The following is a 24,506-nucleotide window of genomic DNA, read 5'->3' on the forward strand; positions in this document are numbered from 1 at the left end:
CTGGGTTTCAACGGTCCCTCCGTTTTCAAGGTATAACGCACCAGGGGGCTTGCGGCAAGGCCCTCCTGTCAGGGCAGAATCCCCGATTCCACGCCACGAAACTGCCCCGGAGCTGATCACTTGACCGACGCAATCACCACTGCGTTCGCCCTTCCCGACCACCTTGCCGCCAAGAACGCCCCTGCGCTGATCGCCGACGACGAACGCCACTTCCAGGCGATCCGGACCAGCCTCGACGAGGCGATCGCCGACCTGTCCGAGCGCCTCGACCAGGAGCGGAAGGCGCCGGGCGGCATCGGCCAGGAAGCGATGGATCGCGACCTCGAGGTGCACCGCCTGGCCGCGCGACTGCGCACGCTTCGGCGCTACACGCTCGACCTCTGCCTGGGTCGAATGGTCGGTGAGGACGGCGAGGCCTTGTACGTCGGCCGGCTCGGCCTCACAGACAAGGGCGGCGGCCGACTCCTGGTCGACTGGCGCTCCCCCGCTGCGGAGCCGTTCTTCGGCGCGACCCATGCCAACCCCATGGGGCTGGTCAGTCGCCGGCGCTACCGATGGACGCTCGGCCGGATCGGCGACTACTGGGACGAGGTGTTCACGCCGGACGGGCTCGAGGGCAATGCGGCGCTCGACGACCAGTCCGCATTCGTTGCCAGCCTGGGAAGCAGTCGCTCGCCCCAGATGCGCGACGTGCTGGGCACCATCCAGGCCGATCAGGACGCCATCATCCGCGCGTCGTCGCGCGGTGCGCTCGTTGTCGACGGCGGTCCCGGCACGGGCAAGACCGTGGTCGCGCTGCACCGTGCGGCGTACCTGCTCTACTCCGACCCCCATCTCGGGGACGGACGCGGCGGGGTGCTGTTCGTCGGACCGCACCAGCCGTACCTCGCGTACGTCGCCGACGTGCTTCCCAGCCTGGGCGAGGACGGCGTCCAGACCTGCACGGTGCTGGACCTCGTGCCCGGTGGCGCGGCCGCGAAGCCGGAGACCGATCCGGAGGTGGCCCGGCTCAAGGCGAGCGCTGCGATGGTGGCGGCGATCGAGCCGGCGGTCCGGTTGTACGAGGAACCACCCGGCGTGGGCAGCGAGGTGGAGACGCCGTGGGCCGACCTGTGGCTCAGCAAGCACGACTGGGCCGAGGCGTTCGAGGCGCCTGACGCCGGCACGCCGCACAACGAGGCCCGCGACGAGGTGTGGGAGGAGCTCGTCACGATCCTGGTCGACAAGTTCGAGGGTGATGACGACGTCACGCCTGACATGCTGCGCCGGGCGCTCCTGCAGAACAGCGACCTCGTCACGACGTTCAACAAGGCCTGGCCGCTGATCGACCCCGAGGACCTCGTCGGCGACCTCTGGGGCGTGCCGGCCTACCTCCGCATGTGTGCGCCGTGGCTCGAGCCCGACGAGGTCAAGCTCCTGCGACGCGCCGACCCGAAGGCCTGGACGGTCTCCGACCTGCCGCTCCTCGACGCGGCGCGGTTGCGGCTTGGAGACCCGGAGGAGTCGCGGCGCCGTCGCCGGCACGAAGCGGCGGTCGCCGCCGAACGCAAGCGCATGGACGACGTGGTCGACGACCTGCTCCAGCTCGACGACGAGGACGGCATGATGGCCCAGCTCCGTCAGGACGGCATCCGCGACGCCCTCGTGGACGAGGGTGCACTCCCCCAGGCCGACACCGACCTGCTGGCTGGACCGTTCGCCCACGTGGTCGTCGACGAGGCGCAGGAGCTCACCGACGCGGAGTGGCAGATGCTGCTCGTGCGCTGTCCGTCCCGCAGCTTCACCATCGTCGGCGACCGCGCGCAGGCCCGGCACGGGTTCACCGACACGTGGGAGGAGCGGCTCAGGAAGGTCGGCCTCGACCGGATCGAGATGGCGTCACTGAGCATCAATTACCGCACTCCGGAGGAGGTCATGGCGGAGGCCGAACCGGTCATCCGGGCCGTCCTGCCGGACGCCAACGTGCCGACGTCGATTCGCCGGAGCGGCATCCCCGTCCTCCATGGATCGACGGCCGACATCAACGAGGTCCTCGACCGCTGGCTGACCGAGCACGCCGACGGGACGGCGTGTGTCATCGCGGCGGGCAGCGAGGACGGGCAGTACGACGGCCGGCGGCGGGTGCGGGCCTTGTCTCCGGAGCACTCCAAGGGCCTGGAGTTCGATCTCGTCGTGCTCCTCGACCCCGAGACCTTCGGGACCGGCGTCGAGGGCGCGGTCGACCGGTACGTCGCCATGACGCGTGCCACGCAGCGGCTGGTCGTGCTCACCGGCACCTGAGGTTCAGTCGAGGCAGAACTCGTTGCCTTCAGGGTCGGTCATCACGATGAAGCCGGTCTCCATCGGCGGCGCCGGTTCGTGGCGCTGGACCCTGATCGCGCCCAGCGCCACCAGTCGCTCGCACTCGGCCTCGAGTGCAGCCATCCGCTCGTCTCCCAGCAAGCCCGGTGCCACCCGGACGTCGAGGTGGACCCGGTTCTTGGCGACCTTCTCCTCCGGTACCAGCTGGAAGAACAGCCGCGGTCCGACGCCGTCGGGGTCATCGAGCGCCGACCGGGAGTTCCGCTGGTCCTCCGGGACTCCGATCTGCGCCAGGAACTCGTCCCAGGCGGCCAAGGGGTCGCCACCGTCCGGCACGACGACGCCGGGTGGGCCGGGATGGACGTAGCCGAGGACGTCGCGCCAGAAGGTGGACAGCGCGCGCGGGTCGTGGGCGTCGAAGGTGATCTGGAGGTCACGGCTCATGACTCCGTTCTACTCGCCGCCGCCGACAATCGGCTCTACGGCAGGAATCCCCCGCTTTCGCCATGGTGCGAGCCGAGCGATCGGCGTACGTTGCGAGATGGGCCCGGCCGGGGTCCGGGACGCCTCGACCGGTCTTCTTCACACCCATCGACCGAGGAGGCAGCAGTGTTCATCCAGATCATCCAGGGCGCGTGCACACGGCAGGACGAGGTCCACGCGCTGCTCGACGAGTGGCGTAGCGACTTCTCCCCCGGTGCACCCGGCTGGCTCGGTGGCACCTACGGTTTCACCGACGACGACCAGTTGATGGCGATCGTCCGCTTCGAGTCGCGCGACGCCGCGGCAGAGAACTCGGCCCGGCCCGAGCAGGGCGAATGGGCCGAACGGCTGAATGCACTGATGGACGGCCCGCTCGAGTTCCACGACTGCGATGACGTCACGTTGCTCATGGACGGCGGCTCGGACCAGGCCGGCTTCGTCCAGGTCATCCGCGGGCGTGTGGACGACCCGGACCGGCTCAAGGCGTTGCTCGCGGACGCGACCAGCCTGCACGAGATGCGGCCCGACATCCTCGGGGCGACCCTTGCCATCGAGGCTGACGGCACCTTCACCGAGACCGTCGCGTTCGCCAGTGAGGACGCCGCGCGTGCGGGCGAACAGGTCGAGCCACCTCCCGAGGTCCGTGGAGAGCTCGAGTACGCCATGAAGGGAGCGACCTTCTACGACCTGCACCACCCGTGGTTCGCCAGCCGCTGAGCCGCGGAGGAGGAGCACTGAGCACCATCCGCCGTCGACGGTGGTGAGCCAGGTCTCGCGGCTCGCCGCTGGCCATTTCCTATGCAGTCCTGCATAGTCAACGCCATGACGCAGACCACCACCGTCGACGCCCTCGACCAGCCGTTCACCCTGCCCAACGGATCCGTGCTCCCCAACCGGATCGCCAAGGCCGCCCTGAGCGAGAGCCTGTCGCGTCGTGACCACACCCCCGGTACCCGCATCAAGACGCTCTACCGGCGCTGGGCGGACAACGGTGCAGGGCTGGTCATCACCGGCAACGTGATGGTCGACCGTCGGGCGATCGGTGAGCCGGGCAACGTGGTGGTCGAGGACGACCGCGCGTTCGAGGACGTCGTCGAGTGGGCGCAGATCATCAAGGCCAACGGCGCCGTGGCCTGGGCGCAGATCAACCACCCGGGCCGTCAGGCCCCGCGGAGCCTCACCCCGAAGCCGGTCGCTCCGTCAGCGGTGGCCGTGGCCGGCAGCGCCGGCATGTTCGCCGAGCCGCGGGAGCTGACCCACGAAGAGATCGAGGACATCATCCGCCGGTTCGCCACGACCGCCGGGATCCTGGTCCGCGCCGGGTTCGACGGCGTCCAGATCCACGGCGCCCACGGTTACCTCGTCAGCCAGTTCCTCTCTCCCCTCGCGAACCAGCGGACCGACGAGTGGGGCGGCACCCCGGAGAAGCGCCGCCGGTTCGTGATCGAGGTCGCCCGCGCGATCCGCGCGGAGATCGGTCCCGACGCGGCCATGGGCATCAAGCTCAATTCCGCGGACTTCCAGCGAGGCGGGTTCACCGAGGACGAGTCGATCGCCGTCGTCCACGCTCTCGCCGCTGAGGGGATCGACCTGCTCGAGATCTCGGGTGGGACCTACTCCTCGGCCGCGATGCTCGGTGTCGACCCGTCGCTGAAGGACAGCACGCGCAAGCGCGAGGCGTACTTCCTGGACTACGCCGAGCGCGTCCGCGCGGAGCTCCCCGACCTGCCCCTCATGCTGACCGGCGGCTTCCGTAGCGCCGAGGCGATGAACGACGCCGTCACCAGTGGCGCCATCGACGTCGTGGGGCTCGGGCGTCCGCTGACGGTCGAGCCCGACGTGCCCGGCCAGCTCCTCGACGGCACGACGACGACCAGCCACGTCCGTCCGCGCCGTAGCGGGATCCGGCTGATCGACAGTCTCACCGAGCTGACGACGTACACGGTCCAGATGTGGCGGATGGCCGACGGCAAGGAGCCTGCTCCGCGCCGGCACCCGGCGTTCAACGTGGCGCAGTACCTCGTCCGCAACGGCCGCGACAGCGTCCGCGTCGGTCGCCGGGGGCTCTGAGGCCGCCGTGGCTCGACGGTCTGATCCGGCGAAGCGGGAGCGCATGGTCCGCACTGCCCGGGACCTGCTGTGCCGTCGCGGCGTCGCGGGGACGACGATGCTCGACGTGGTGGCCGAGGCCGGTACGTCCCGCGGTTCGCTCTACCACTACTTCCCGGGTGGCCGGTCGGAGATGGTCGAGGACGCTGTCCGTGGAGCAGTCGCGGAGTACACCGAGGGACTGCTCGCCCTCGCCGACCTCGAGCCCCGTGACGCGATTCCGTTGATCGTCGCGGTCTGGCGGTCCGAGGCGGAGGCGAGCGACTACGCAGCCGGGTGCCCGGTCGTCGCGGCGGCTCTCGGGGGCGAGGTCGAGCCCGGAGCCCGCGAGATCGCTGCCCGCGCCTTCACCGACTGGACCGACGCCGTAGCGGCCTGGCTGGTGCACACCGGTGTCCCGGCCGACCGGACCGCCTCGCTGGCGAGCCTCCTGCTGTCGGCCGTGGAAGGCGCTGTGATCGTCGGCCTCGCGCAGCGCTCGAGCGAGCCGATGGTGCGGGTCGCCGACGAACTGGTCAGGGTGGTCGAGGCCGCGCGAACGCCCGGTCGCGGCTGACCGGTCGGAGCGCTCGCCCCGATCTGCACGGAATCTCCACACGTCGCACACCACTTCGGACCGTCCACGCTCGTAGCCTCCTCGCATGAGCATGTCGCGAGTCCTCGTCGTCGAGGACGACCCGGTGATCAACCAGGCGGTCACGGACCGGCTGGTCGCCGAGGGGTACGACGTGGTGCGCGCCTGGGACGGCCCCGGCGCCGTCGCGGCGTACGCCGAGCACTCCCCCGACGTGGTGGTGCTCGACGTCATGCTGCCGGGGTACGACGGCCTCGAGGTCTGTCGCCGTATCCAGGCCGACCGACCGGTACCGGTGCTGATGGTCACCGCTCGCGTGGACGAGGCCGACGTCCTCGTCGGGCTGGGCGTCGGCGCCGACGACTACCTCACCAAGCCGTTCCGGATGCGGGAGCTGGTGGCCCGGGTGGCCGCACTGCTGCGCCGCGTCCAGCGGGCGGCGGACCTCGCCGCGGACCGTGCCGGTCGTGGGGAGGTCCGGCTCGGCGACCTGCGGATCGACGCGGCGGCCCGGAGGGCGTGGCGAGGCGACGACGAGGTCGCGTTGACCCCGACCGAGTTCGACCTGCTGGTCTGCCTGGCGGCGACCCCCGGCGCGGTCGTGACCCGCGAGCGCCTGCTCGCCGAGGTCTGGGGGTGGCCGGGCGGCTCCGGGACCCGCACCGTGGACAGTCACGTCAAGGCACTTCGGGCCAAGATCGGGGCGGATCGGATCCGGACCTCACACGGCGTCGGCTACGCGTTGGAGACGCCGAGGACGCCAGGGACACCTCCTGTGCCGGAGACCGCTCGATGAGTGCCGAGCCGCTGGCCGGCATCACGTCCATCAAGGTCAAGCTCGGCCTGCTCGTGGCAGCGAGCGTGACCTTCGCCGCAGTCGTGGCCAGCATCGGCCGCGCGGCCGGCGTGCCGGTCTGGCTCGGCCTGCCGGTCACGATCGTGCTCGCTCTCGCCGTCACCCAGCTGCTCGCCGTCGGGATGACCTCGCCGCTGCGCCAGATGACCGAGGCAGCGCGCCGCATGGCGACGGGAGACTACGGCGTCGAGATCACCACGCCGTCCACCGACGAGGTGGGCCAGCTCGCCCGGGCCTTCACCACGATGGCGCGCGACCTCGCCTCCGTGGACCGGCAGCGCCGCGAGCTCGTGGCGAACGTCAGCCATGAGCTCCGCACCCCGCTGACCGCGCTGTGCGCCGTGCTGGAGAACCTCGTCGACGACGTCGCTCCCCGGGACCCGGAGACCCTCGCGAGTGCGCTGGGCCAGGCCGAGCGTCTGGCCGGACTCGTCGAGGACCTCCTCGACCTCGCCCGGGTGGACGCCGGAAAAGCACCGCTGACCCCAGAGCCGGTGGCACTGGCTCCGTTGCTGGACGAGGCGGTCGCGGAGGCGCAGGTCCTCGGTCGGGACGTGCGGTACGACGTGCGGGTCGCCCCCGCCGACCTGACCGTCCACGCCGATCCCGCCCGGCTGCGCCAGCTGGTCGCCAACCTGCTCGACAACGCCAGCCGGCACAGCCCGTCGGGCGGCACAGTTCTCGTCAGCGTGGTCACGACCGGAGAGCGCTACCTCCTCGAGGTCCACGACGAGGGCCTGGGCGTCGCACCACCGGACCGCGAGCGCGCGTTCGAACCCTTCGGCACCCTGAGCGGCGACGAGGGCGGCAGCACCGGCCTCGGCCTCGCGATCGCCCGGTGGGTCACCGACCTGCACGGCGGCACGATCGGGTTCGTCGATCCCGAGCCCGGTCGCCGAGGAGCCCGCGTGCGGGTGTCCCTCCCCCTGCAACCTGCCGATCGCCACTCCCTGCCCACAGAGACCGAGGAGAGCACCATGCCCGAGCCGGGAACGACACCCGAGACGTCTGGTCCGGGCCCGTACGCCCGGGTCGCCCAGGTCGCCCTGCCGCCGCAGCACCCAGCGTCTCCGCCCGCGCCGCGGCCGATCTTCGATGACCTCTTCGGTTCCTTCTGGCCCGAACGGGACGTCCCGACGAGCAGCCGCCTGCTGATCGGGGCAGCCGGCACCGGACTGTTGGCCGCACTGCTCCTGCCGTTCCGCGAGCTCGGCCTCGCCGCCTTCATCGTGCTGCTCGCAGCGGGCGGCGTCGTCCTGCTCGCAAGCCGCCACCGCCGGGATCCGTTCACCCTCGCCTGCGCTGCGCTGTGCGTGCTGCTCGCCGCCACCACGGTGATCCGCGATGCCGAGTGGGTGGTCGTGCTGAGCCTCTTCGTCGGCGGTGTCGTCTGCCTGTGCGGCGTGACCCGTGGGCGCTCGATGCCGGACTTCGTGCTCTCCGGCCTCGCCTGGCCGCTGTCCGGCCTGCGTGGACTTCCCTGGCTCGGTCGGACCCTCACCGGCCTGGTCGGGGTCACCAACCTCGGTCGCGGGCCGGCTCTGCTGCGCACCCTGGTCTGGTCCGCTCTGGGCCTGTTGGTCTTCGGCGCCCTGCTGGGGTCGGCGGACGCGCTGCTCGCCTCCTGGGTCGAGGACCTCGTGCCGGACCTGACCATCGACACCTTCGTGCTCCGCGTGTTCGTCGGAGTCGCTGTCGGCGGGGCAGTGCTCGCCGCGGCCTACCTGGCTCTCAACCCGCCCCGTGTCGGGGGCGGTCCCAGGCCTGTCCGGACCACGATCCACCGATTCGAGTGGCTGGCGCCGGTGCTGGTGGTCAACGCTGTGCTCGCTGCCTTCCTGGTGGCCCAGGCCACGGTGGTCTTCGGGGGGCACGCCTACCTGCGCCGCACCACCGGGCTGACCTACGCCGAATACGTCCACCAGGGCTTCGGTCAGCTCACCGTCGTGACGGCGCTGACCCTGATGGTGATCTGGGCGGCAGCGCGCAAGGCGCGGAGGGAGGACGCGTCCGACCGGCTCTGGCTGCGTGTCTCGCTGGGCCTGCTCTGCCTCCAGGCCATGGTGGTCGTCGGGTCCGCACTGCACCGTCTCAGCCTCTACCAGGACGCCTACGGCCTCACCCGGATGCGCCTGCTGGTCGACGTGTTCGAGGGCTGGCTCGGACTGCTCCTCCTCGCCGTCCTGGTTGCCGGTTCGTCCTTGCGCGCCATGTGGTTCGCCCGCTTCGCCCTGCTCAGCGGGGCGTGCGCGATCGTCGGGTTGGCCGTGGTCAACCCCGACGCCTGGATCGCGGCGCGCAACATCGACCGCTACGAGGAGAGCGGCCGGATGGACTGGACCTACCTCCAACAGCTCTCCTCCGACGCTGTTCCCGCGTTCGCCGAGCTGCCGGACCGGCTGCGCAGCTGTGCCCTGGTCGGCCGCGAGGTGCCCGACGGAGACTTGCTCGAGTGGAACCTCGGCCGCAGCCGGGCCGCCGACGCGATGGACGGTCGGAGCATCGGCTGGGCCGAGGGTGACGAGCTCTGCCCGCCCCACCGCCCCTGAGCGGGTCTACCCGCTGATGTACGACGCCAGGTGCTCGCCGGTCAGCGTGGACCCGTCCTTGATCAGCTCGGCGGGTGTTCCCTCGAACACCACGCGACCGCCGTCGTGGCCGGCGCCGGGTCCGAGGTCGATGATCCAGTCGGCGTGCGCCATCACGGCCTGGTGGTGCTCGATCACGATGACGGACTTGCCGGAGTCGACCAGGCGGTCGAGCAGCCCCAACAGGTTGGCGACATCGGCGAGGTGCAACCCGGTCGTCGGCTCGTCGAGGACGTAGACGCCGCCCTTCTCCCCCATCCGCATGGCCAGCTTGATCCGCTGGCGCTCGCCGCCGGACAGCGTGTTCAGGGGCTGGCCGAGCTTGAGGTAGCCCAGTCCGACGTCCTCCAGCCGACCCAGGATCGACGCGGCCGCGGGCGTCTTCGCGTCACCCTCGGCGAAGAACGCGTGGGCATCGGTGATCGGCAGGTCGAGGACCTCGGCGATGTTGAGCCCGCCGAAGGTGAGCTCCAGGACCGAGGCCTGGAACCGCTTGCCGCCGCACTCGTCGCACAGGGTCGCGACCGTCTCCATGAAGCTCAGCTCGGTGTAGATCATGCCGTTGCCGTTGCAGCTCCCGCACGCACCTTCGGAGTTGGCACTGAACAGTGCGGGCTTCACCCCGTTGGCCTTGGCGAACGCCTTGCGGATCGGCTCCAGGAGTCCTGTGTACGTCGCCGGGTTGCTCCGGCGCGAGCCCTTGATGGCGCCCTGGTCGATCACGACCACGCCCTCGCCGCCCGCGACCGACCCGTGGATCAGTGAGCTCTTGCCGGACCCGGCGACGCCGGTGACGACGCACAGGACGCCGAGCGGGATGTCGACCGAGACGTCCTGCAGGTTGTGCATCGACGCATCCCTGATCTCCAGCTGGTCCGATGCCGTGCGCACCTCGGACTTGAGCTCGGCCCGGTAGCTGAGGTGCCGGCCGGTGAGGGTGTCGGACCGGTGCAGTCCGGCGACGTCACCTTCGAAGGTGACCATGCCGCCCGCCGTACCGGCGCCAGGTCCGAGGTCGACGACGTGGTCGGCGATCTTGATGGTCTCGGGCTTGTGCTCGACCACGAGCACCGTGTTGCCCTTGTCGCGCAGCTCGAGGAGCAGCTTGTTCATCCGCTGGATGTCGTGCGGGTGCAGGCCGATGGTCGGCTCATCGAAGACGTAGGTGACGTCGGTGAGGGCCGATCCGAGGTGGCGGATCATCTTGGTGCGCTGCGCCTCTCCTCCCGACAGCGTCCCGGCGGGGCGGTCCAGCGACAGGTAGCCGAGGCCGATCTCGACGAACGAGTCGAAGAGGTGCAGCAGGTTGCCCAGCAGCGGCGCCACCGAGGGGTCCTTGATGGCGCGCACCCAGTCGGCGGCGTCGGTGATCTGCATGGCGCACACGTCCGCGATCCCCAGCCCGTTCACCTTGGAGGACCGGGCCGCCTCGTTGAGACGGGTGCCCTCGCACGCGGGGCAGGGCGCGAAGACCGCAGCCTTCTCGACGAAGGCCTTGATGTGCGGCTGCAACGAGTCGACGTCCTTGCTGAACATCGACTTGCGGATCTTGGGGATCAGGCCTTCGTAGGTGATGTTGATCTTGTCGACCTTCACCTTCCGCGGCTCGGCGTACAGGAAGTCCTCACGCTGGGCGGCCGTGAAATTCTTGATCGGGATGTCGGCCGGGACGGCCTCCTTGAACGCAGCCACCATCCAGCCGTCGGCCGTGTAGCCGGGCACGAGGATCGAACCCTCGATCAGCGACTTCTCCTCGTCGAAGATCTGGGTGAGGTCGAGGTCGGACACACTCCCCCGGCCCTCACACTCGGCGCACATGCCCCCCAGGTAGATGGCCTGGCGGACGACGTTCTTCTCGACCTTGCCGCCCGCCTTCTCCGTGCTCATCACGCCGCTCGCCTTCCGCGTCGGCACGTTGAACGAGAACGCGGTGGGCGGGCCGATGAACGGGTCGCCGATCCGGCTGAACAGCACGCGCAGCATCGCGTTGGCGTCGGTGGCAGTGCCGACGGTCGAGCGGGCGTTGGCCCCCATCCGCTCCTGGTCCACGAGGATCGCGGTGGTGACACCCTCGATGTTGTCGACCTCGGGTCGCGCAAGGTTTGGCATGAAGCCCTGCACGAAGGTGCTGTAGGTCTCGTTGATCATCCGCTGCGACTCGGCGGCGATCGTCGCGAACACCAGCGAGCTCTTGCCGGAGCCGGAGACGCCGGTGAACACCGTCAGGCGCCGCTTCGGCAGCTCGACGCTGACGTCCTTCAGGTTGTTCTCCCGCGCGCCCTGGACCCGGATCAGGTCGTGGCTGTCTGCTGCGTGGGGGGAACTGGTCATCTGGTCAGCCTGCCTGGTTGATGCGGACGTGGTTGCCGGCAGGGTCGCGGAACGCGCAGTCACGGACGCCGTACGGCTGGTCGATGGGCTCCTGGATGACCTCCGCGCCCGTGGCCTGGATCTTCTCGAAGGTGGCGTCCACGTCAGGGGAGCTCAGCACCACGGTGGCGTAGGTGCCCTTGGCCATCATCTCGGCGATGGTGCGGCGCTCGTCCTCGGTGATCCCGGGGTCGGCGGCGGGCGGCGAGAGAACGATCGAGGGCGCGTCCTGGCCGGTCGGCGCGACGGTGATCCACCGCATGTCGCCGTAGCCGACGTCGTTGCGCACCTCGAAGCCGAGAACGTCACGGTAGAAGGCCAGCGATGCCTCGGCATCGGTGTGCGGGAGGAAGCTGTGCTGAATGCTGATGTCCATGTGCTTCACGCTAGTGCCGGCCTCCAGGCAGCCGCTTCTCCATTCCTGATCAATACATCGCCGATTCCCGGACGGGGCACCGACAGCGGTGTTAGGTTCAGCCGCGCCGTCTGTCGCACGCCATGGGGAAAAGAGATCTGCGATGTTGCTCCGTAAGCTGCTCCTGCCTGCCGCGATGGTGTTCGCGGTGCTGGGCCTGCCAACGCCAGCCCAGGCGGCGCCGATCCCGGTGACGCTGACCGTCATCGGGGCCCAGTTCTACGGTGGGCAGCCTGCCTTCGTCGCGCAGACCGGTGTCGCCGGCCTGACCGCCTCGGGCGTGACCTGCACCAAGCTGACCACGGGCGCCACCATCGCGCCGACCGTCTCCGCGGGCGCCTACACGATCCTCGGGTCCAGCTGCAGCGGCGGCACGCTCTCGAACTCCAACTACACGGTGGCCGGCTACACCGGCTCGACCTTCAACAACTACAAGGCACCGCTGACCGTCAAGGCTGCTGACCGGACCAAGGTCTACGGCGACGCGAACCCGTCGCTCGGCGCCACCATCACGGGCTTCGTCAACGGCCAGGACTCGTCCGTCCTGACCGGTGCTCCGGCGCTGTCGACGACCGCCACCGCGTCGTCGAACGTCGGCTCCTACCCGATCACGGCTGCTGTCGGAACCCTGGCTGCCACGGGCAACAACTACTCGTTCGCCTTCTCGTCGGGCGCCCTGTCGGTCACCCCGAAGCTCGTCGACGTCACGGTCAACGGCGCCCAGTTCTACGGCGGTCAGCCGGCGTTCTCCGGCAAGACCGGCGTGGCCGGCGTCACCGTGACGGGCGTGACCTGCACCGGACTGCTCGGCGGTTCGACGATCTCCTCCACCCTGACCGTCGGCACCGAGTACGGCGTCGACCCCGCCACCTGCAGCGGTGGCGTGCTGTCGAGCTCGAACTACGCGATCGGGTCCTACCAGTCGTCGTACTTCTGGGTGCTCAAGGCGGCCCTCACCGTCACCGCCTCGGACGCGACTCGTGAGTACGGCGACGCGAACCCGTCCCTCGGCTACACGATCACCGGCTACCAGAACGACGACGACGCCTCCGACATCAGCGGCACGCCCGCGCTGTCCACCACCGCGACGGCGAGCTCGAACGTCGGCAGCTACCCGATAACCCCGGCCGCAGGCACCCTGACGTCCACCAACTACCGGTTCGTCTACACGCCCGGTGCGCTCGCCGTGACGCCGAAGAAGGTCACCGTGGCCGTCGCCGGCGCCCAGAACTACGGCGGCGCCCCCGCCTTCTCCGGCAAGTCCGGAGTCGCCGGCGTCACCGTCTCGGGCGTGACCTGCACCGGCCTGACCGGCGACGTCGCGATCGCGCCGACCCTGACCGTCGGCACCTCCTACGCGCTGGACCCGGCGACCTGCAGCGGCGCCCAGCTGTCCAGCTCCAACTACGAGGTCGCCGGCTACTCGTCGACGTCCTTCTGGGTGCTCAAGGCCGTCCTGACGGTGACCGGCACCGACACCAGCCGAAGCTACGGCGCCGCGAACCCCACGTTCGGCTACACGGTGACCGGCTACCAGAACGACGACGACGCCTCCGACATCAGCGGTACGCCCGCGCTGTCCACCACCGCGACGGCGAGCTCGAACGTCGGCAGCTACCCGATCACCCCGGCCGTCGGCACCCTGACGTCCACCAACTACCGGTTCGTGTTCGCCCCGGGAACGCTGTCCGTCACCCCGAAGCAGGTGACCGTGTCGGTCGCTGGTGCGCAGACCTACGGCGGCCAGCCCGCCTTCGCCGGCAACTCCGGTGTCTCGGGAGTGACCGTCTCCGGCGTGACCTGCACGGCGCTGACCGATGCCGCGATCGCGCCGACGCTCGCCGCCGGTGTCGGGTACGCGATCGATCCCGCCTCGTGCAGCGGCGGCGTCCTGTCGAACGCCAACTACGCGATCGGCGGCTACAAGTCGCAGTCGTTCTGGGTGTTCAAGGCCGTGCTGACGGTGACGCCGAGCGACACGAGCCGGGTCTACGGGTTCGGCAACCTGCCGCTCGCCTACACGTTCTCGGGGTTCCGCAACGACGACGACTCTTCGGACATCAACGGTGCTCCGGCGGTGACGACGACGGCAGCAGTGAGCAGCAACGTCGGCACCTACCCGATCACCGCGACCGCGGGCACGTTGACGGCCGCCAACTACACGTTCAGCTACCAGCCCGGCACGTTCACCGTGACCAAGCAGCAGCTGATCGTGTCGGCCGACCCCGCGACCAGGGCGTTCGGCGCGGAGCCGCCCGCCTACTCGGCAACCTTCACCGGCTTCCGCAACGGCCAGACGGCAGCGGTGCTCAGCGGCGCTCCGGCGTTCAGCACCACCGCGACGGTCTCGTCGGACGCGGGCAGCTACCCGCTGACCGTGGCCAAGGGGACGCTCGACGCACAGAACTACTCGTTCGCCGGGTTCAACCCGAGCACGCTCACGGTGACCACGGGGCCGGCGACGATCACCACCAAGAAGCAGGCCAGCGGCGTGCTCTCGGCGACGATCACCTACGGAGCGGCCAACACGCCGGTCGTGGGCGCGACGGTCAACTTCACCATCGGCTCCTCCAACACGGCTGCCTGCACCGCCGTGACCGGAGCTGACGGCAAGGCCTCGTGCAGCGTGGCGGGCCTGGTGCTCACCCAGATCCAGCTCTCCGGCTACACCGCGCGGTTCACCGGCACGAGCAACCTGCTGGCCGGGTCGAAGTACCAGGGCATCCTCTAGGACGTCACCGACCCTCCCCTGCGTACCGGCCGGGTGGCCTTCTTGATCACGCAGGAGGGGGGTTCGGTGGGTGTCTGGCCGGCGGCCTCGGCGGCCGCCTCGTCCCGGTAGGCACTCGGTGAGATCCCCACGAGCTCGCTGAACCGGGTGCTGAAGGTGCCGAGCGAGGAGAAGCCGACCTCGAAGCAGACGTCGGTGACGCTGATGTCGCCCCGGCGCAGCAGCGCCATCGCCCGTTCGATGCGACGTGTCATCAGGTAGGAGTACGGCGGTTCGCCGTAGGCGCGCTTGAACTCGCGGCTCAGGTGCCCGGCCGACATGTGGACGTCACGTGCCAGCGCTTCGACGTCCAGCGGCTTGGCGTACTCCCGGTCGATCCGGTCGCGGACCCGTCGCAGGCGAGCCAGCTGGCGCAGGTGCTCGGCGTCCGGTCCGCTGCTCACGTCCGACATGATTCCACGCCGCTCAAGAACCCCTCAGGCCATGACCCAGGCTTCACTGCGGCGCCACAGCTCGTCGGCGAGCTCGGGAGTGGCGTACTTCGACGGTGCCTTCTCGCGACTGTTGTCGTAGTAGAGCCCCGAGTCGCCGGCGACGTCGGGCGACGTCGCGCAGTACAACGAGGTGCGAGCGCCGTCGGCCGTCGACTTCATGAAGAGCTTGAGCACCTGGCGCAGACCGATCGGCACTTCCCGCCACACGTCCGACGCGATCGCGCCCGGGTGGAGGGAGTAGGTCGTCACGCCGGTGCCGTGCAGTCGCCGCGCGAGCTCCTGGGCGTGGAGCACGTTTGCGAGCTTCGACACGCAGTACTCGTCGAACGCCGTCCGTGAGACCGCCGGGTGTCGTACGGCGTCCCAGTCGATGCCCTTGGCCCGGTAGTGCCCGGTGCTCGCGACATTGACGATCCGGCCGGGACCGCTCTCGATCAGGTGCTCACGCAGCAGCTCCGTGAACAGGAACGGGCCGACGTGATTGGTCCCGAAGGCGAGCTCGAAGCCGCTGTCCGTCAGGCCCTTCGCGCCGGCGAGCCCGGCGTTGTTGATCAGCACGTGCAGCGGTTCACCGGACTCGAGGAAGGTGGTGGCGGCCTTGCGGACCGACGTCAGGTCACCCAGGTCGAGCGCCAGGAAGTCGAGGTCGGTGTTGCCGGTCTCCCCTGCGATCTCATCGATCGCCGCCTTCGTCTTCTCCTCCGACCGGCCGGCCAGGACCACACGGGCGCCACAGCCCGCGAGCGAACGAACGGTCTCCTTGCCGATGCCGGTGTTGGCGCCGGTGACCAGGAAGGTACGGCCGGTCAGGTCGTTCATGCGGTGAGTCCGATCCGGATCGCGAAGAGGTCCAGCCCGTGCGGGAGCGGTTTGGTGGGGTTGAGCGAGGGGCTGACCAGCGCGGGCGTGGCGCGCCGCAGCAGGGCTGCCAGGAACGCCTGGCCGAGGAAGACCGACATGCCGGCTCCCGGACAACCCTGCGGGCCATGGCTGAAGAAGTTGAACGACCACGACTTCGCGGCGTCTCCGCTCGCCCACTCCCCCGGCGCGAACCGGTCGGCATACGGCACCCGGTCCGGGTCGCGGTGGTTGAACAGGTTCGACAACAGCACCTGGGTGCCTGCCGGAAGGACGCGGCCGTCGGGGAACGTGACGTCGGTGGTCGCGACGCGCCCGAACATCGGCGTGGTCGGCCACAACCGCATCGCTTCCTGGATGGTCCCGCCGAGGTAGTCCAGGGCGGCGACGGCCTTGGCGTCGCTGACGTCGACGCCCTCGAGCTCTGCGTAGACCTCGCGGCGCTGTTCCGGATGACTGCCGAGAAGGGCAAGGGTGCGGGCCAGGTTGGCCGGAAGGGTGTCGCCCATCGCGAACAGCCAGTGCACCAGCTGCCCCGGCACCGCGGTCTCCTCGTCGTGCGGGGCCTTCGCCACCAGGGCGGCCAGGGAGCCCTTCTCACCCGCGTCGACGTACGCCGAGATCCGCTCCACGAGCTCGTCGTACCCCTTCGCGGCCTTGCCGGGCGTCCGGTTGCCGGCCGACATCAGCGTGCCCAGCAGGTCGGTGAGCTCGGTGTCGTCTGCGGCGGCGTCGCCGAACACGACGCGCCGGGTGAGTCGCTGGAAGGAGGCGTTGAGCTCGGCGTACCCGATCTCGCCGGTCAGAACTGCTGCCTCCTCGCCGGCGACCTGCACCATCCGGGCGCCCAGCGAGTGCATCGGCTTGCCGGTCTGGAGCACACTCTCGGCGAAGGCTCGGCGGTTGCGCCAGAGGTCGTCGCGCGACAGCGTCAGCGCATCGGGCTGGAAGGCGGTCATGCCGGCCTTCTTCGCCGGCGGGTCCGAGGCGAACGGCTGGGGTGATCCGCCGAGGACGAGCTCGATGTCGGCGGGATCGCTGATCAGCAGCGTCTCGTCCGTGGCCACGCGGACGTAGAACGGGCCGGGTCCGTACTTGCGGACCAAGCCCTGGATGAGCATGAAGCCGAACAGGTCTGCCCGCGCGACCCCGGCGACCTTCGTCGGGAGCTCCCGCTTCCGGAACAACCCCTGGATCACGTTCGGGACGCCGACCTGGGCCGTGAAGCGCACGCCCTCGATCACCGATGCGCGCGGAAACTCGGTCGTCCTAGCCATCACAGTCCCCCACGGTGTTGCTCCTTCATCGGTTGGTTCACGTTCGGGTCGACGGCCCAGCGCCGTCGTACCTCCAGAGCAAGACAGAGCTCGGCCACCTGGCGCGGGTCCGAGATCGACCGGCCGGTGTACTCCTCGAGCCGGCGCAACCGCTGGCGCACCGTGTTCGGGTGGAGGAACAGGGCCTCGGCGGTCTGCGCCGTCGAACCGCCGGCGTCCAGCCACGCTCCGAGGGTCTCGATGAGCAGGTCGCGGTCGGTGGGACGCTGCTCGTCGAGACGCGCGAACACCGTGCGGGCGACGCGTTGCAGCATCTCGGGCGACCCGGAGGCGGCCAGGGCGAGCGGCGAGTCCTCGAAGACCCGGACCAGGGTGCCGGCCCCCGCGCGGGCGCTCTGCAGGGCGATCTCGGCCATCACCACCGCCTCCCGTGCCTCGTTCAGGTCGTCGAACGGCGCGCTCACCCCGACAGGAGTGGTGGCCAACCCCCGTAGCCGGTCGGCGAGCATCGGCAGGCGATCGGACTGGCGGAGCTCGACGATGCCGAGCTGGCGTTCGGGCCGGAGCAACCACACGGAGGCCAGGTCCCGCGACAGCAGGTGTTCCTCGATGCCCACGATCGCGGGCTGGCCGAGGGTGGCGACCGAGATCGACACGGCGACGTACGGTCCGGCAACACCGAGACCGAGAGCGCCGGCGAGCTCCCACACCGCGGTTCGCTCCCCGACCCGTCCGCTGAGCAGCGCGTCGACGAGCGCGGCCCGCCGTTCGCCGTGCCGGACGAGCTGTGCTGCGACGACTGCGCCGTGTGCCGCCGACGCCTCGTGCGCGAAGGAGTCGTGCGCGACGACCGCGAGCTCGGTCGCGGCCAGCAGGGTCGCGGTGTCCACGTGGGTTGCGCGTCCCTCAGCGACCACGTGTTCCCACAGGTGGCGGAAGCCCACGCGGTACGCGGCCAGGAGCGACACGAGGGGGACGCCTGCGTCCGCGCGCTGGCGACCGGTGGTCACCGCCGCGGAAGGATCCAGGTGCTCGTCACCGGCCAGGGCCGTGAAGACGAAGCGGAGATGGTCGACGCAGCTCGCCCGCAGGTCGGCGGCCGGCACCGTGGAGGACTCGTCGTAGAACGGCACCTGCGCCACGACGGCCCTGGCGAGATCGTCCCCCAGGGCGTCGACCCTGGTCAGCAGTGCGCGGCCCAGCGCAGCGACGCCTGACTGGACGTCTGCTCCCGAACCGTGGGCCCGGCCGTCTCCGTCGACGCGCATGGACCCGATAGTAGGGCCGACGGCCGGCCATCGTGATGTGTTCACTCACCGTCTTCCGGGCCAATCAGTGTCGCCCGGCACATAGACGCCGGTGCGTGCTGCTCGTCACACTGAGCGCTTGAGCGGGTGGTGCGGGCGCAGCCAACCAGCGGTACCCGGCCATCGACGTAGGGGGGTTCGATGTCAGATGTGGACGCAGGAACAGCGGCCGTAGCGCGACTGGCCGAGCTGAGGGAACGCACAGGCACCGACGCGGCCGCCGCCGCGGAAGCAGCCTGGGGCTGGCTGGACGAGCTGCGCGGCGTCGCGCGCAAGGACGCGGCCGCCGCCGAGCCGGAGCTCAACGCACTCTTCGCTGAGGGCAGCACGCCCAGCGGCCTCGACGGTGCCACCGAGGGGATCCTGGTGGCCACCACCACCAACCGGGTGCTCGACACGGCAGTCAAGGCGCTCACGAGCGTGTGGATGCCCTGGCGCGGCAAGCGCTTCGACAACGACGCCGGCTCCGGCGACAACCGGATGACGGAGTCCTCGAGCCTGGTCGGCAAGCTGCTCTGGCCGTTGTACGGGATGCGGACCGACGCCGACGGCAAGAACGCCTTCGACTTCGAGACCTACCCCGAGCCCGGCGTGGAGGATCCCGACGTCACCGTCATGGTCATCGACTACGCCGGGATCCCGGACAACCCGACGCTCGTCATCCGCAGCATCCGGGACGAGCTGGTGGAGCTGCTGCCCGGCGTCTACCTCGGCAAGATCTTCTTCAAGATGCCGAAGCTCACCGGGGACGGCCGCTTCGAGCGCATCGGGTACTTCGCGCTGCGCACTCCCTGACGACCCCGCCTCACCACAGCCGCCTGACGACAGCCGCCGTACTCCAGAAAGCAGGAACCGATGGTCCAGTGGCACCAGAACCCCTCCCTCCTCCTCCAGCTCAAGGGACTTGCCGAAGAACGCAAGGACCTCCGCGAGAAGAACCTGTTCGAGGCCGATGAGGTCAGGCCTCCCGAGGACGCGACGGAGGCACCACCCGAGGAAGCAGTTCGTGCGCGTACGGCGGACGGGACCTGGAACGACCTCGGCTGCAAGCACATGGGGGCCAAGGGCACCGGGTTCGGCCGCAACGCGCCGATCGAGAAGACCTCCCCGGACCTGAAGCGGCTGCTCGACCCCGACCCGCGGGTGATCAGCGAGCGGCTGATGGCGCGTGACGAGTTCAAGCCCGCGGGGATCATCAACGGGCTGGCTGCCGCGTGGCTGCAGTTCGAGAACCACAACTGGTTCTTCCACGGCGACGGTGTCCCGGACCGGACGATCGACATCCCGCTCCAGGAGGGTGACGACTTCCCCGAGAACCCGATGCGGATCCGCTCGACGATCCCGATCAACGGTGGGGAGATCGCCAGCGGGTGCCCGGCTCCGGTCTTCGCGAACCAGGAGACCCACTGGTGGGACGGTTCGCAGATCTACGGCAGCGGCAAGGACCGCCAGGATGAGATGCGGACGTTCGTCGACGGCAAGATAAAGGTCGGCGACGACGGGCGCCTGCTCAAGAGCAGCATCCCCGGCATCGACCTGACCGGTATGAAGGAGAACTACTGGGTGGGCGTCGGCCTGCTGCACACGATGTTCTCCCGTGAGCACAACGCGGTGTGCGACGAGCTGAAGAAGGCCTACCCGTCGCTGAGCGACCAGCGCCTGTTCGAGCTCGGCGTCCTGGTCGTATCGGCCCTGATCGCGAAGATCCACACGGTCGAGTGGACGCCCTGCGTGCTCCGGCACCCCGCGCTCCAGATCGGGATGTACGCCAACTGGTACGGCGCCCTCGGCGAGACGTTCCGCAGCAAGGTCGGCCGGATCGGCGACAGCGAGACGCTCTCGGGGATCATCGGGTCGTCCGCGGACCACCACTCCGCGCCCTTCTCGCTGACCGAGGAGTTCGTGTCGGTCTACCGCATGCACCCGCTCATCGCCGACGACTGGGACTTCTACTCCCTCGAGTCCGGCGAGTTCCTCGAGCACCGCGACTTCACCGAGCTGCAGGGCATGTACACCCGCGACTTCATGGACACCATGGAGATGGGAGACATGTGGTACTCCTTCGGTCTCGCTTCAGCGGGCGCCGTGTGCCTGAAGAACTACCCCAACGCGCTGCGGAAGCTGACCCGGGTCGACGGCCAGGTCACCGACCTGGCCACGCTCGACATCGTCCGTGACCGCGAGCGTGGCATCCCGCGTTACAACGACTTCCGTGAGGTGCTGCGGATGCCGCGACGCAAGTCGTTCGACGACATCACCCCGAACAAGGCCTGGGCCAAGGAGCTCGCCGAGATCTACAAGGGTGACGTCAACGCCGTCGACCTGCAGATCGGCATGCAGGCCGAGAAGCCGCCGAAGGGTTTCGGCTTCTCCGACACGGCGTTCCGGATCTTCATCCTGATGGCGTCGCGTCGGCTGAAGAGCGACCGGTTCTTCACCGAGGACTACCGCCCCGAGGTCTACACGCAGGTCGGGCTCGACTGGGTCAACAACACGAGCATGAAGGACGTCATGCTGCGCCACTACCCGGAGCTGGAGACGGTGGTCGGCGACGTCGAGCGCGTCTTCGCGCCGTGGCCGCAGCTCGGCGAGGCGCCTCCCGGCAAGAGGAACCCGGTCATCCGGCTCGCCGACACCGTCAAGTCCTACATGCCCTTGGGGTGACCGGCCTAGGGTGGCCGTATGGCGCTGAGCGTCTTTGATCTCTACTCGGTCGGCATCGGCCCGTCCTCGTCGCACACCGTCGGTCCCATGCGGGCGGCGAAGCAGTTCGCGGACGGGCTCGTCGCCGACGCGTCGATCGCGTCCGTGGGCCGGGTGCGGGCCGAGCTGTACGGCTCCCTCGGCGCCACCGGACACGGGCACGGGTCGGAGAAGGCGGTCGTCCTGGGCCTCGAGGGTGCCGAGCCGGCGACCGTGGACATCGCGACGTACGACGACCGGGCGGCCGCCGTACGGACAGCGAAGCGGTTGTCCCTGGCGGGTGTCCACGAGGTCGACTTCGGTGAGGACGACCTGGTCATGCACCGGCGCCGGTCCCTGCCCGGCCACCCCAACGGCATGCTCTTCACGGCGTACGACGCCAGCGGGGCCGTTCTTCGTGAGCGGATCTACTACTCGGTCGGTGGCGGGTTCGTGGTCGACGAGAACGCGATCGGAGCCGACCGGGTGGTGGCCGACGAGACACCGGTCCGCTTCCCGTTCAACAACGCGGGTGAGCTGCTGGCGGCCTGCGCGGAGAACGGGCTGCGGATCAGCGACGTGATGCTGGCCAACGAGCTCTCGTGGCGGACCGAGGACGAGGTGCGGGCCGGGCTGCTCGAGATCTGGGAGGCGATGGCCGCGTGCGTGCGCGCGGGCTGTGCGAGCGAGGGGGTGCTGCCCGGTGGGCTCAAGGTGCCCCGGCGGGCGCCTGCGCTGCTGGCTCGGCTCACCGAGTCACCCGACGACCACGACCCGCTGCGGGCGATGGACTGGGTGAACCTCTTCGCGCTGGCCGTCAACGAGGAGAATGCGGCCGGGGGCCGGATGGTGACTGCGCCGACCAATGGCGCGGCCGGGATCATCCCCGCGGTCCTGCACTACTACGTCCGCTTCGTCCCGGGTGCCACCGATGACGGGATCGTGCGGTTCCTGCTGACGGCCGGCGCGATCGGTGCCCTGTTCAAGCAGAACGCCTCGATCTCCGGAGCCGAGGTCGGCTGCCAGGGTGAGGTCGGCTCGGCCTGCTCGATGGCGGCCGGTGCGTTCTGCGAGGTGATCGGTGGCAGCCCGCAGCAGGTGGAGAACGCTGCCGAGATCGGGATCGAGCACAACCTCGGCCTGACCTGTGACCCGGTCGGCGGGCTGGTCCAGATCCCGTGCATCGAGCGGAACGCGATCGCTTCCGTGAAGGCCATCAACGCCGCCCGACTGGCGCTGGTCGGCACGGGACTCCACACGGTGAGCCTCGACCGCGCCATCAAGACGATGCGCGACACCGGCCGCGACATGCACACCAAGTACAAGGAGACCTCGCGCGGCGGCCTCGCCGTGAACGTCATCGAGTGTTGAGCCCGGGGCTAGCCTCGAAGGAGTGACGGGTCACAGCGCTGCCGACGTGTTCGACGACAAGCTCGCCGACTGGCGAGCGTGGGCCGAGGCGCCCTGGGGGCGGATCCGGTTCGCCGTCGTCGAGGAGACGCTGCGGCGCCAGGTCCTGGAGCTCGGTGGAGGGCCGCTGCGCGTCCTCGACGTGGGCGGCGGGGACGGGCGGGACGCCGTACCGCTCGCCACGGCGGGGCACCACGTGACGATCGTCGATCCAGCGCCCCAGTGGCTCGAGGAGGCGCGACACCGTGCGGAAGCGGCGGGTGTCGGCGACGGGATCGCGACCCGGACCGGATCACTGGACGGGCTGGACGCGGTCGACGGCCTCGCCCGCGACTTCGACCTCGTGTTGTGCCACAACGTGGTGCACTACCGCTCCCCCGGCCCCGCCGATGCGGCGCGGCTCGCCGCCCTGGTCCGTCCCGGTGGCCGGGTGTCGGTGATGGCGCCGAACCCGCACGGCCGCGTCGTGATGGCGCTGACCCGCAAGGGTCCGGCCGCAGCCCTGGCCGAGCTCGATGCGGACACGATGCCGTCGAACACCTTCGACCAGACGGCCCGCAAGGTCGCTGCCGAGGAGATGGGCCAGGAGCTCATCGCTGCGGGTCTCCGCGTCGTCCATCGCTACGGCGCCCGGATCGCGAACGACTGCCTGGCCGACGACCGGCCGAAGCACGATCCGGCGTACTTCGCGGACCTGGTTCGACTCGAGCTGGCGCTGTGTGACCGGGAGCCGTTCCTGCGCATGGGCGGCATGTGGCAGCTGGTCGCCGAGAAACCCTGACCCGCCTGTTCCACGGACAGGACATCCGTGATTTGTGACTCAGGTCATGCCACGCTGTGCCCATGAGCGGCCTGGCACTGGTGATCCTTCTCGCGTCCGTCCTTGCAGTCATCGCGTTCATCGCCGTGCTCTTCGGCGTGGTCTTCTTCGCCGGCAAGTCCGGCCGCAAGGCCCAGCAGCGCCCCTGAAGAACCGCATCCCGGTCTACGGCTGCAGCAGCACCTTCACCGCGCGACGCTCGTCCATCGCCCGGTAGCCGTCGGGTGACTGGTCCAGCGGCAGCGTCAGGTCGAAGACCTGGCCGGGGTCGATCGTCCGCTCGACGACGAGGTCGAGGAGGTGGGGCAGGTACTTGCGGACCGGGGCGATGCCGCCCCGAACACCGACGTTCTTGGCGAACAGGGTGCCCACGGGGAGGTCGACACCGTGCGGGACGCCGACGAAGCCGACACCGCCGCCGGGCCGGGTCACGTTGATCGCGGTGGACATCGCGTCGTTGGTGCCGACGCACTCCAGGGCCGCATCCACCCCGATGCCTCCGGAGATCTCCAGCACCTCGGCCACGCCCTCCTTGCCGCGGGCCGCGACGACGTGGGTCGCGCCGAACGCGCGAGCGATCGCCTGCCGAGGCTCGTGGCGCGACATCGCGATGATCTTCTCGGCGCCGAGGACGGACGCAGCGAGCACCCCGCACAGTCCCACCGCGCCGTCACCCACGACGACGACCGTGTCGCCCGCCTTGACCCCCGCAGCCACCGCGGCGTGCCATCCGGTCGGCATCACGTCACTGAGCGCGAGGATCGAGGCGACCAGGTCGGCGTCCGGCACTCCGTTGGTCGAGACCAGGCTGCCGTCAGCCTGGACCACCCGGGCGTACTCCGCCTGCCCGCTGGAGGTCATGCCGAGGTTCACGCAGGCTGACTGCACGCCCGCGACACAGTGCGCGCAGGTGTTGTCACAGTGGCAGAACGGGACGACCACGAAGTCCCCCGCCTTGAAGGAGGCGACCTCGCTGCCGACCTCCTCGACGACGCCGATGCACTCGTGGCCGATGGTCGAGCCGGGCCGGATCGGGTTCTCGCCGCGGTAGGGCCACAGGTCCGAGCCGCAGATGCAGCCGGCGGTGACCTTGATGATCGCGTCGGTGGGCTTCCTCAGGACCGGGTCCGGAACTTCTTCGACCCTGATGTCCCCGCTACCGTGAATCGTCGTCGCACGCATGGCGTGATCCTGTCATGGCTCCCGAACCAGTGAGGTGCGACCGTGCGTC

20 protein-coding genes are annotated in these 24,506 nt (G+C 69.8%); 12 read left to right on the forward strand and 8 right to left on the reverse strand.

Features of this window, described 5'->3' with window-relative positions; all coding sequences use genetic code 11:
• Positions 1-120 precede the first annotated feature (120 nt).
• Positions 121-2,280: an RNA polymerase recycling motor ATPase HelR gene (helR, locus tag ASD84_RS23620; protein WP_056716631.1), complete on the forward strand. Its 2,160-nt coding sequence runs from the start codon at positions 121-123 to the stop codon at positions 2,278-2,280.
• Between the two features lie 3 nt (positions 2,281-2,283).
• On the opposite strand, the gene ASD84_RS23625 is transcribed toward helR, so the two are convergent.
• Positions 2,284-2,745 (reverse strand): VOC family protein, encoded by a 462-nt coding sequence (locus ASD84_RS23625; RefSeq protein ID WP_056716634.1) that lies wholly within the window; start codon positions 2,743-2,745, stop codon positions 2,284-2,286.
• Positions 2,746-2,910: 165 nt separating this feature from the next.
• Here ASD84_RS23625 and ASD84_RS23630 point away from each other — a divergent pair, with 165 nt between their 5' ends.
• The 5 genes from ASD84_RS23630 (at position 2,911) to ASD84_RS23650 (ending at position 8,872) form a co-directional block, all read left to right on the forward strand.
• Positions 2,911-3,501: a hypothetical protein gene (locus tag ASD84_RS23630; protein ID WP_056716637.1), complete on the forward strand. Its 591-nt coding sequence runs from the start codon at positions 2,911-2,913 to the stop codon at positions 3,499-3,501.
• Between the two features lie 105 nt (positions 3,502-3,606).
• The gene (locus ASD84_RS23635; protein ID WP_056716640.1) at positions 3,607-4,854 is read left to right on the forward strand and encodes an NADH:flavin oxidoreductase/NADH oxidase family protein; all 1,248 of its coding nucleotides are present in this window, start codon (positions 3,607-3,609) and stop codon (positions 4,852-4,854) included.
• Between the two features lie 43 nt (positions 4,855-4,897).
• On the forward strand, positions 4,898-5,449 hold the full coding sequence (locus tag ASD84_RS23640) for a TetR/AcrR family transcriptional regulator (protein ID WP_082574220.1): 552 nt from the start codon (positions 4,898-4,900) through the stop codon (positions 5,447-5,449).
• A gap of 85 nt (positions 5,450-5,534) precedes the next feature.
• On the forward strand, positions 5,535-6,263 hold the full coding sequence (locus ASD84_RS23645; RefSeq protein WP_200954707.1) for a response regulator transcription factor: 729 nt from the start codon (positions 5,535-5,537) through the stop codon (positions 6,261-6,263).
• Positions 6,260-8,872: a DUF4153 domain-containing protein gene (locus ASD84_RS23650; RefSeq protein WP_056716648.1), complete on the forward strand. Its 2,613-nt coding sequence runs from the start codon at positions 6,260-6,262 to the stop codon at positions 8,870-8,872. The genes ASD84_RS23645 and ASD84_RS23650 overlap by 4 nt, the downstream gene beginning before the upstream one ends.
• A gap of 6 nt (positions 8,873-8,878) precedes the next feature.
• Here ASD84_RS23650 and ASD84_RS23655 read toward each other — a convergent pair whose 3' ends face one another.
• Positions 8,879-11,242, reverse strand: a complete 2,364-nt coding sequence (locus ASD84_RS23655) for an ATP-binding cassette domain-containing protein (protein WP_056716651.1) — start codon at positions 11,240-11,242, stop codon at positions 8,879-8,881.
• A 4-nt stretch (positions 11,243-11,246) separates the two neighbouring features.
• Positions 11,247-11,657 (reverse strand): VOC family protein, encoded by a 411-nt coding sequence (locus ASD84_RS23660; RefSeq protein ID WP_056716901.1) that lies wholly within the window; start codon positions 11,655-11,657, stop codon positions 11,247-11,249.
• A gap of 142 nt (positions 11,658-11,799) precedes the next feature.
• Here ASD84_RS23660 and ASD84_RS23665 point away from each other — a divergent pair, with 142 nt between their 5' ends.
• Positions 11,800-14,427, forward strand: coding sequence for an MBG domain-containing protein (locus tag ASD84_RS23665; protein WP_056716653.1), 2,628 nt, complete (start codon positions 11,800-11,802; stop codon positions 14,425-14,427).
• Here the strand turns inward: ASD84_RS23665 and ASD84_RS23670 are convergent.
• From ASD84_RS23670 to ASD84_RS23685, 4 genes are read right to left on the reverse strand one after another with little or no spacing between them, the layout of a single operon-like run.
• Positions 14,424-14,879 (reverse strand): helix-turn-helix transcriptional regulator, encoded by a 456-nt coding sequence (locus ASD84_RS23670; protein WP_056716654.1) that lies wholly within the window; start codon positions 14,877-14,879, stop codon positions 14,424-14,426. The genes ASD84_RS23665 and ASD84_RS23670 overlap by 4 nt on opposite strands.
• A gap of 24 nt (positions 14,880-14,903) precedes the next feature.
• The gene (locus ASD84_RS23675; RefSeq protein WP_056716656.1) at positions 14,904-15,740 is read right to left on the reverse strand and encodes an SDR family oxidoreductase; all 837 of its coding nucleotides are present in this window, start codon (positions 15,738-15,740) and stop codon (positions 14,904-14,906) included.
• The gene (locus ASD84_RS23680) at positions 15,737-17,056 is read right to left on the reverse strand and encodes a cytochrome P450 (RefSeq protein ID WP_056716658.1); all 1,320 of its coding nucleotides are present in this window, start codon (positions 17,054-17,056) and stop codon (positions 15,737-15,739) included. The genes ASD84_RS23675 and ASD84_RS23680 overlap by 4 nt, the downstream gene beginning before the upstream one ends.
• A complete protein-coding gene (locus ASD84_RS23685) occupies positions 17,056-18,324 on the reverse strand; it encodes a PucR family transcriptional regulator (RefSeq protein WP_056716660.1) in 1,269 nt (422 codons plus the stop codon). Before ASD84_RS23685 ends, ASD84_RS23680 begins: the two co-directional genes overlap by 1 nt.
• Before the next feature lie 180 nt (positions 18,325-18,504).
• Between ASD84_RS23685 and ASD84_RS23690 the strand changes: the two genes are divergently transcribed.
• From ASD84_RS23690 to ASD84_RS26075, 5 genes are all read left to right on the forward strand, one after another.
• On the forward strand, positions 18,505-19,158 hold the full coding sequence (locus ASD84_RS23690; RefSeq protein WP_056716662.1) for a hypothetical protein: 654 nt from the start codon (positions 18,505-18,507) through the stop codon (positions 19,156-19,158).
• Positions 19,159-19,218: 60 nt separating this feature from the next.
• Positions 19,219-21,027, forward strand: a complete 1,809-nt coding sequence (locus ASD84_RS23695) for a peroxidase family protein (protein WP_056716663.1) — start codon at positions 19,219-19,221, stop codon at positions 21,025-21,027.
• A gap of 18 nt (positions 21,028-21,045) precedes the next feature.
• On the forward strand, positions 21,046-22,416 hold the full coding sequence (locus tag ASD84_RS23700) for an L-serine ammonia-lyase (protein WP_056716665.1): 1,371 nt from the start codon (positions 21,046-21,048) through the stop codon (positions 22,414-22,416).
• 22 nt (positions 22,417-22,438) lie between these two features.
• Positions 22,439-23,236: a class I SAM-dependent methyltransferase gene (locus ASD84_RS23705; RefSeq protein ID WP_056716667.1), complete on the forward strand. Its 798-nt coding sequence runs from the start codon at positions 22,439-22,441 to the stop codon at positions 23,234-23,236.
• Positions 23,237-23,298: 62 nt separating this feature from the next.
• Positions 23,299-23,424, forward strand: a complete 126-nt coding sequence (locus ASD84_RS26075) for a hypothetical protein (protein WP_268788490.1) — start codon at positions 23,299-23,301, stop codon at positions 23,422-23,424.
• Between the two features lie 16 nt (positions 23,425-23,440).
• On the opposite strand, the gene ASD84_RS23710 is transcribed toward ASD84_RS26075, so the two are convergent.
• Positions 23,441-24,457, reverse strand: a complete 1,017-nt coding sequence (locus ASD84_RS23710) for a zinc-binding dehydrogenase (protein ID WP_056716669.1) — start codon at positions 24,455-24,457, stop codon at positions 23,441-23,443.
• Positions 24,458-24,506: the final 49 nt, after the last annotated feature.

Source organism: Nocardioides sp. Root682, from assembly GCF_001427795.1.
In the GTDB taxonomy this organism is placed as follows: domain Bacteria; phylum Actinomycetota; class Actinomycetes; order Propionibacteriales; family Nocardioidaceae; genus Nocardioides.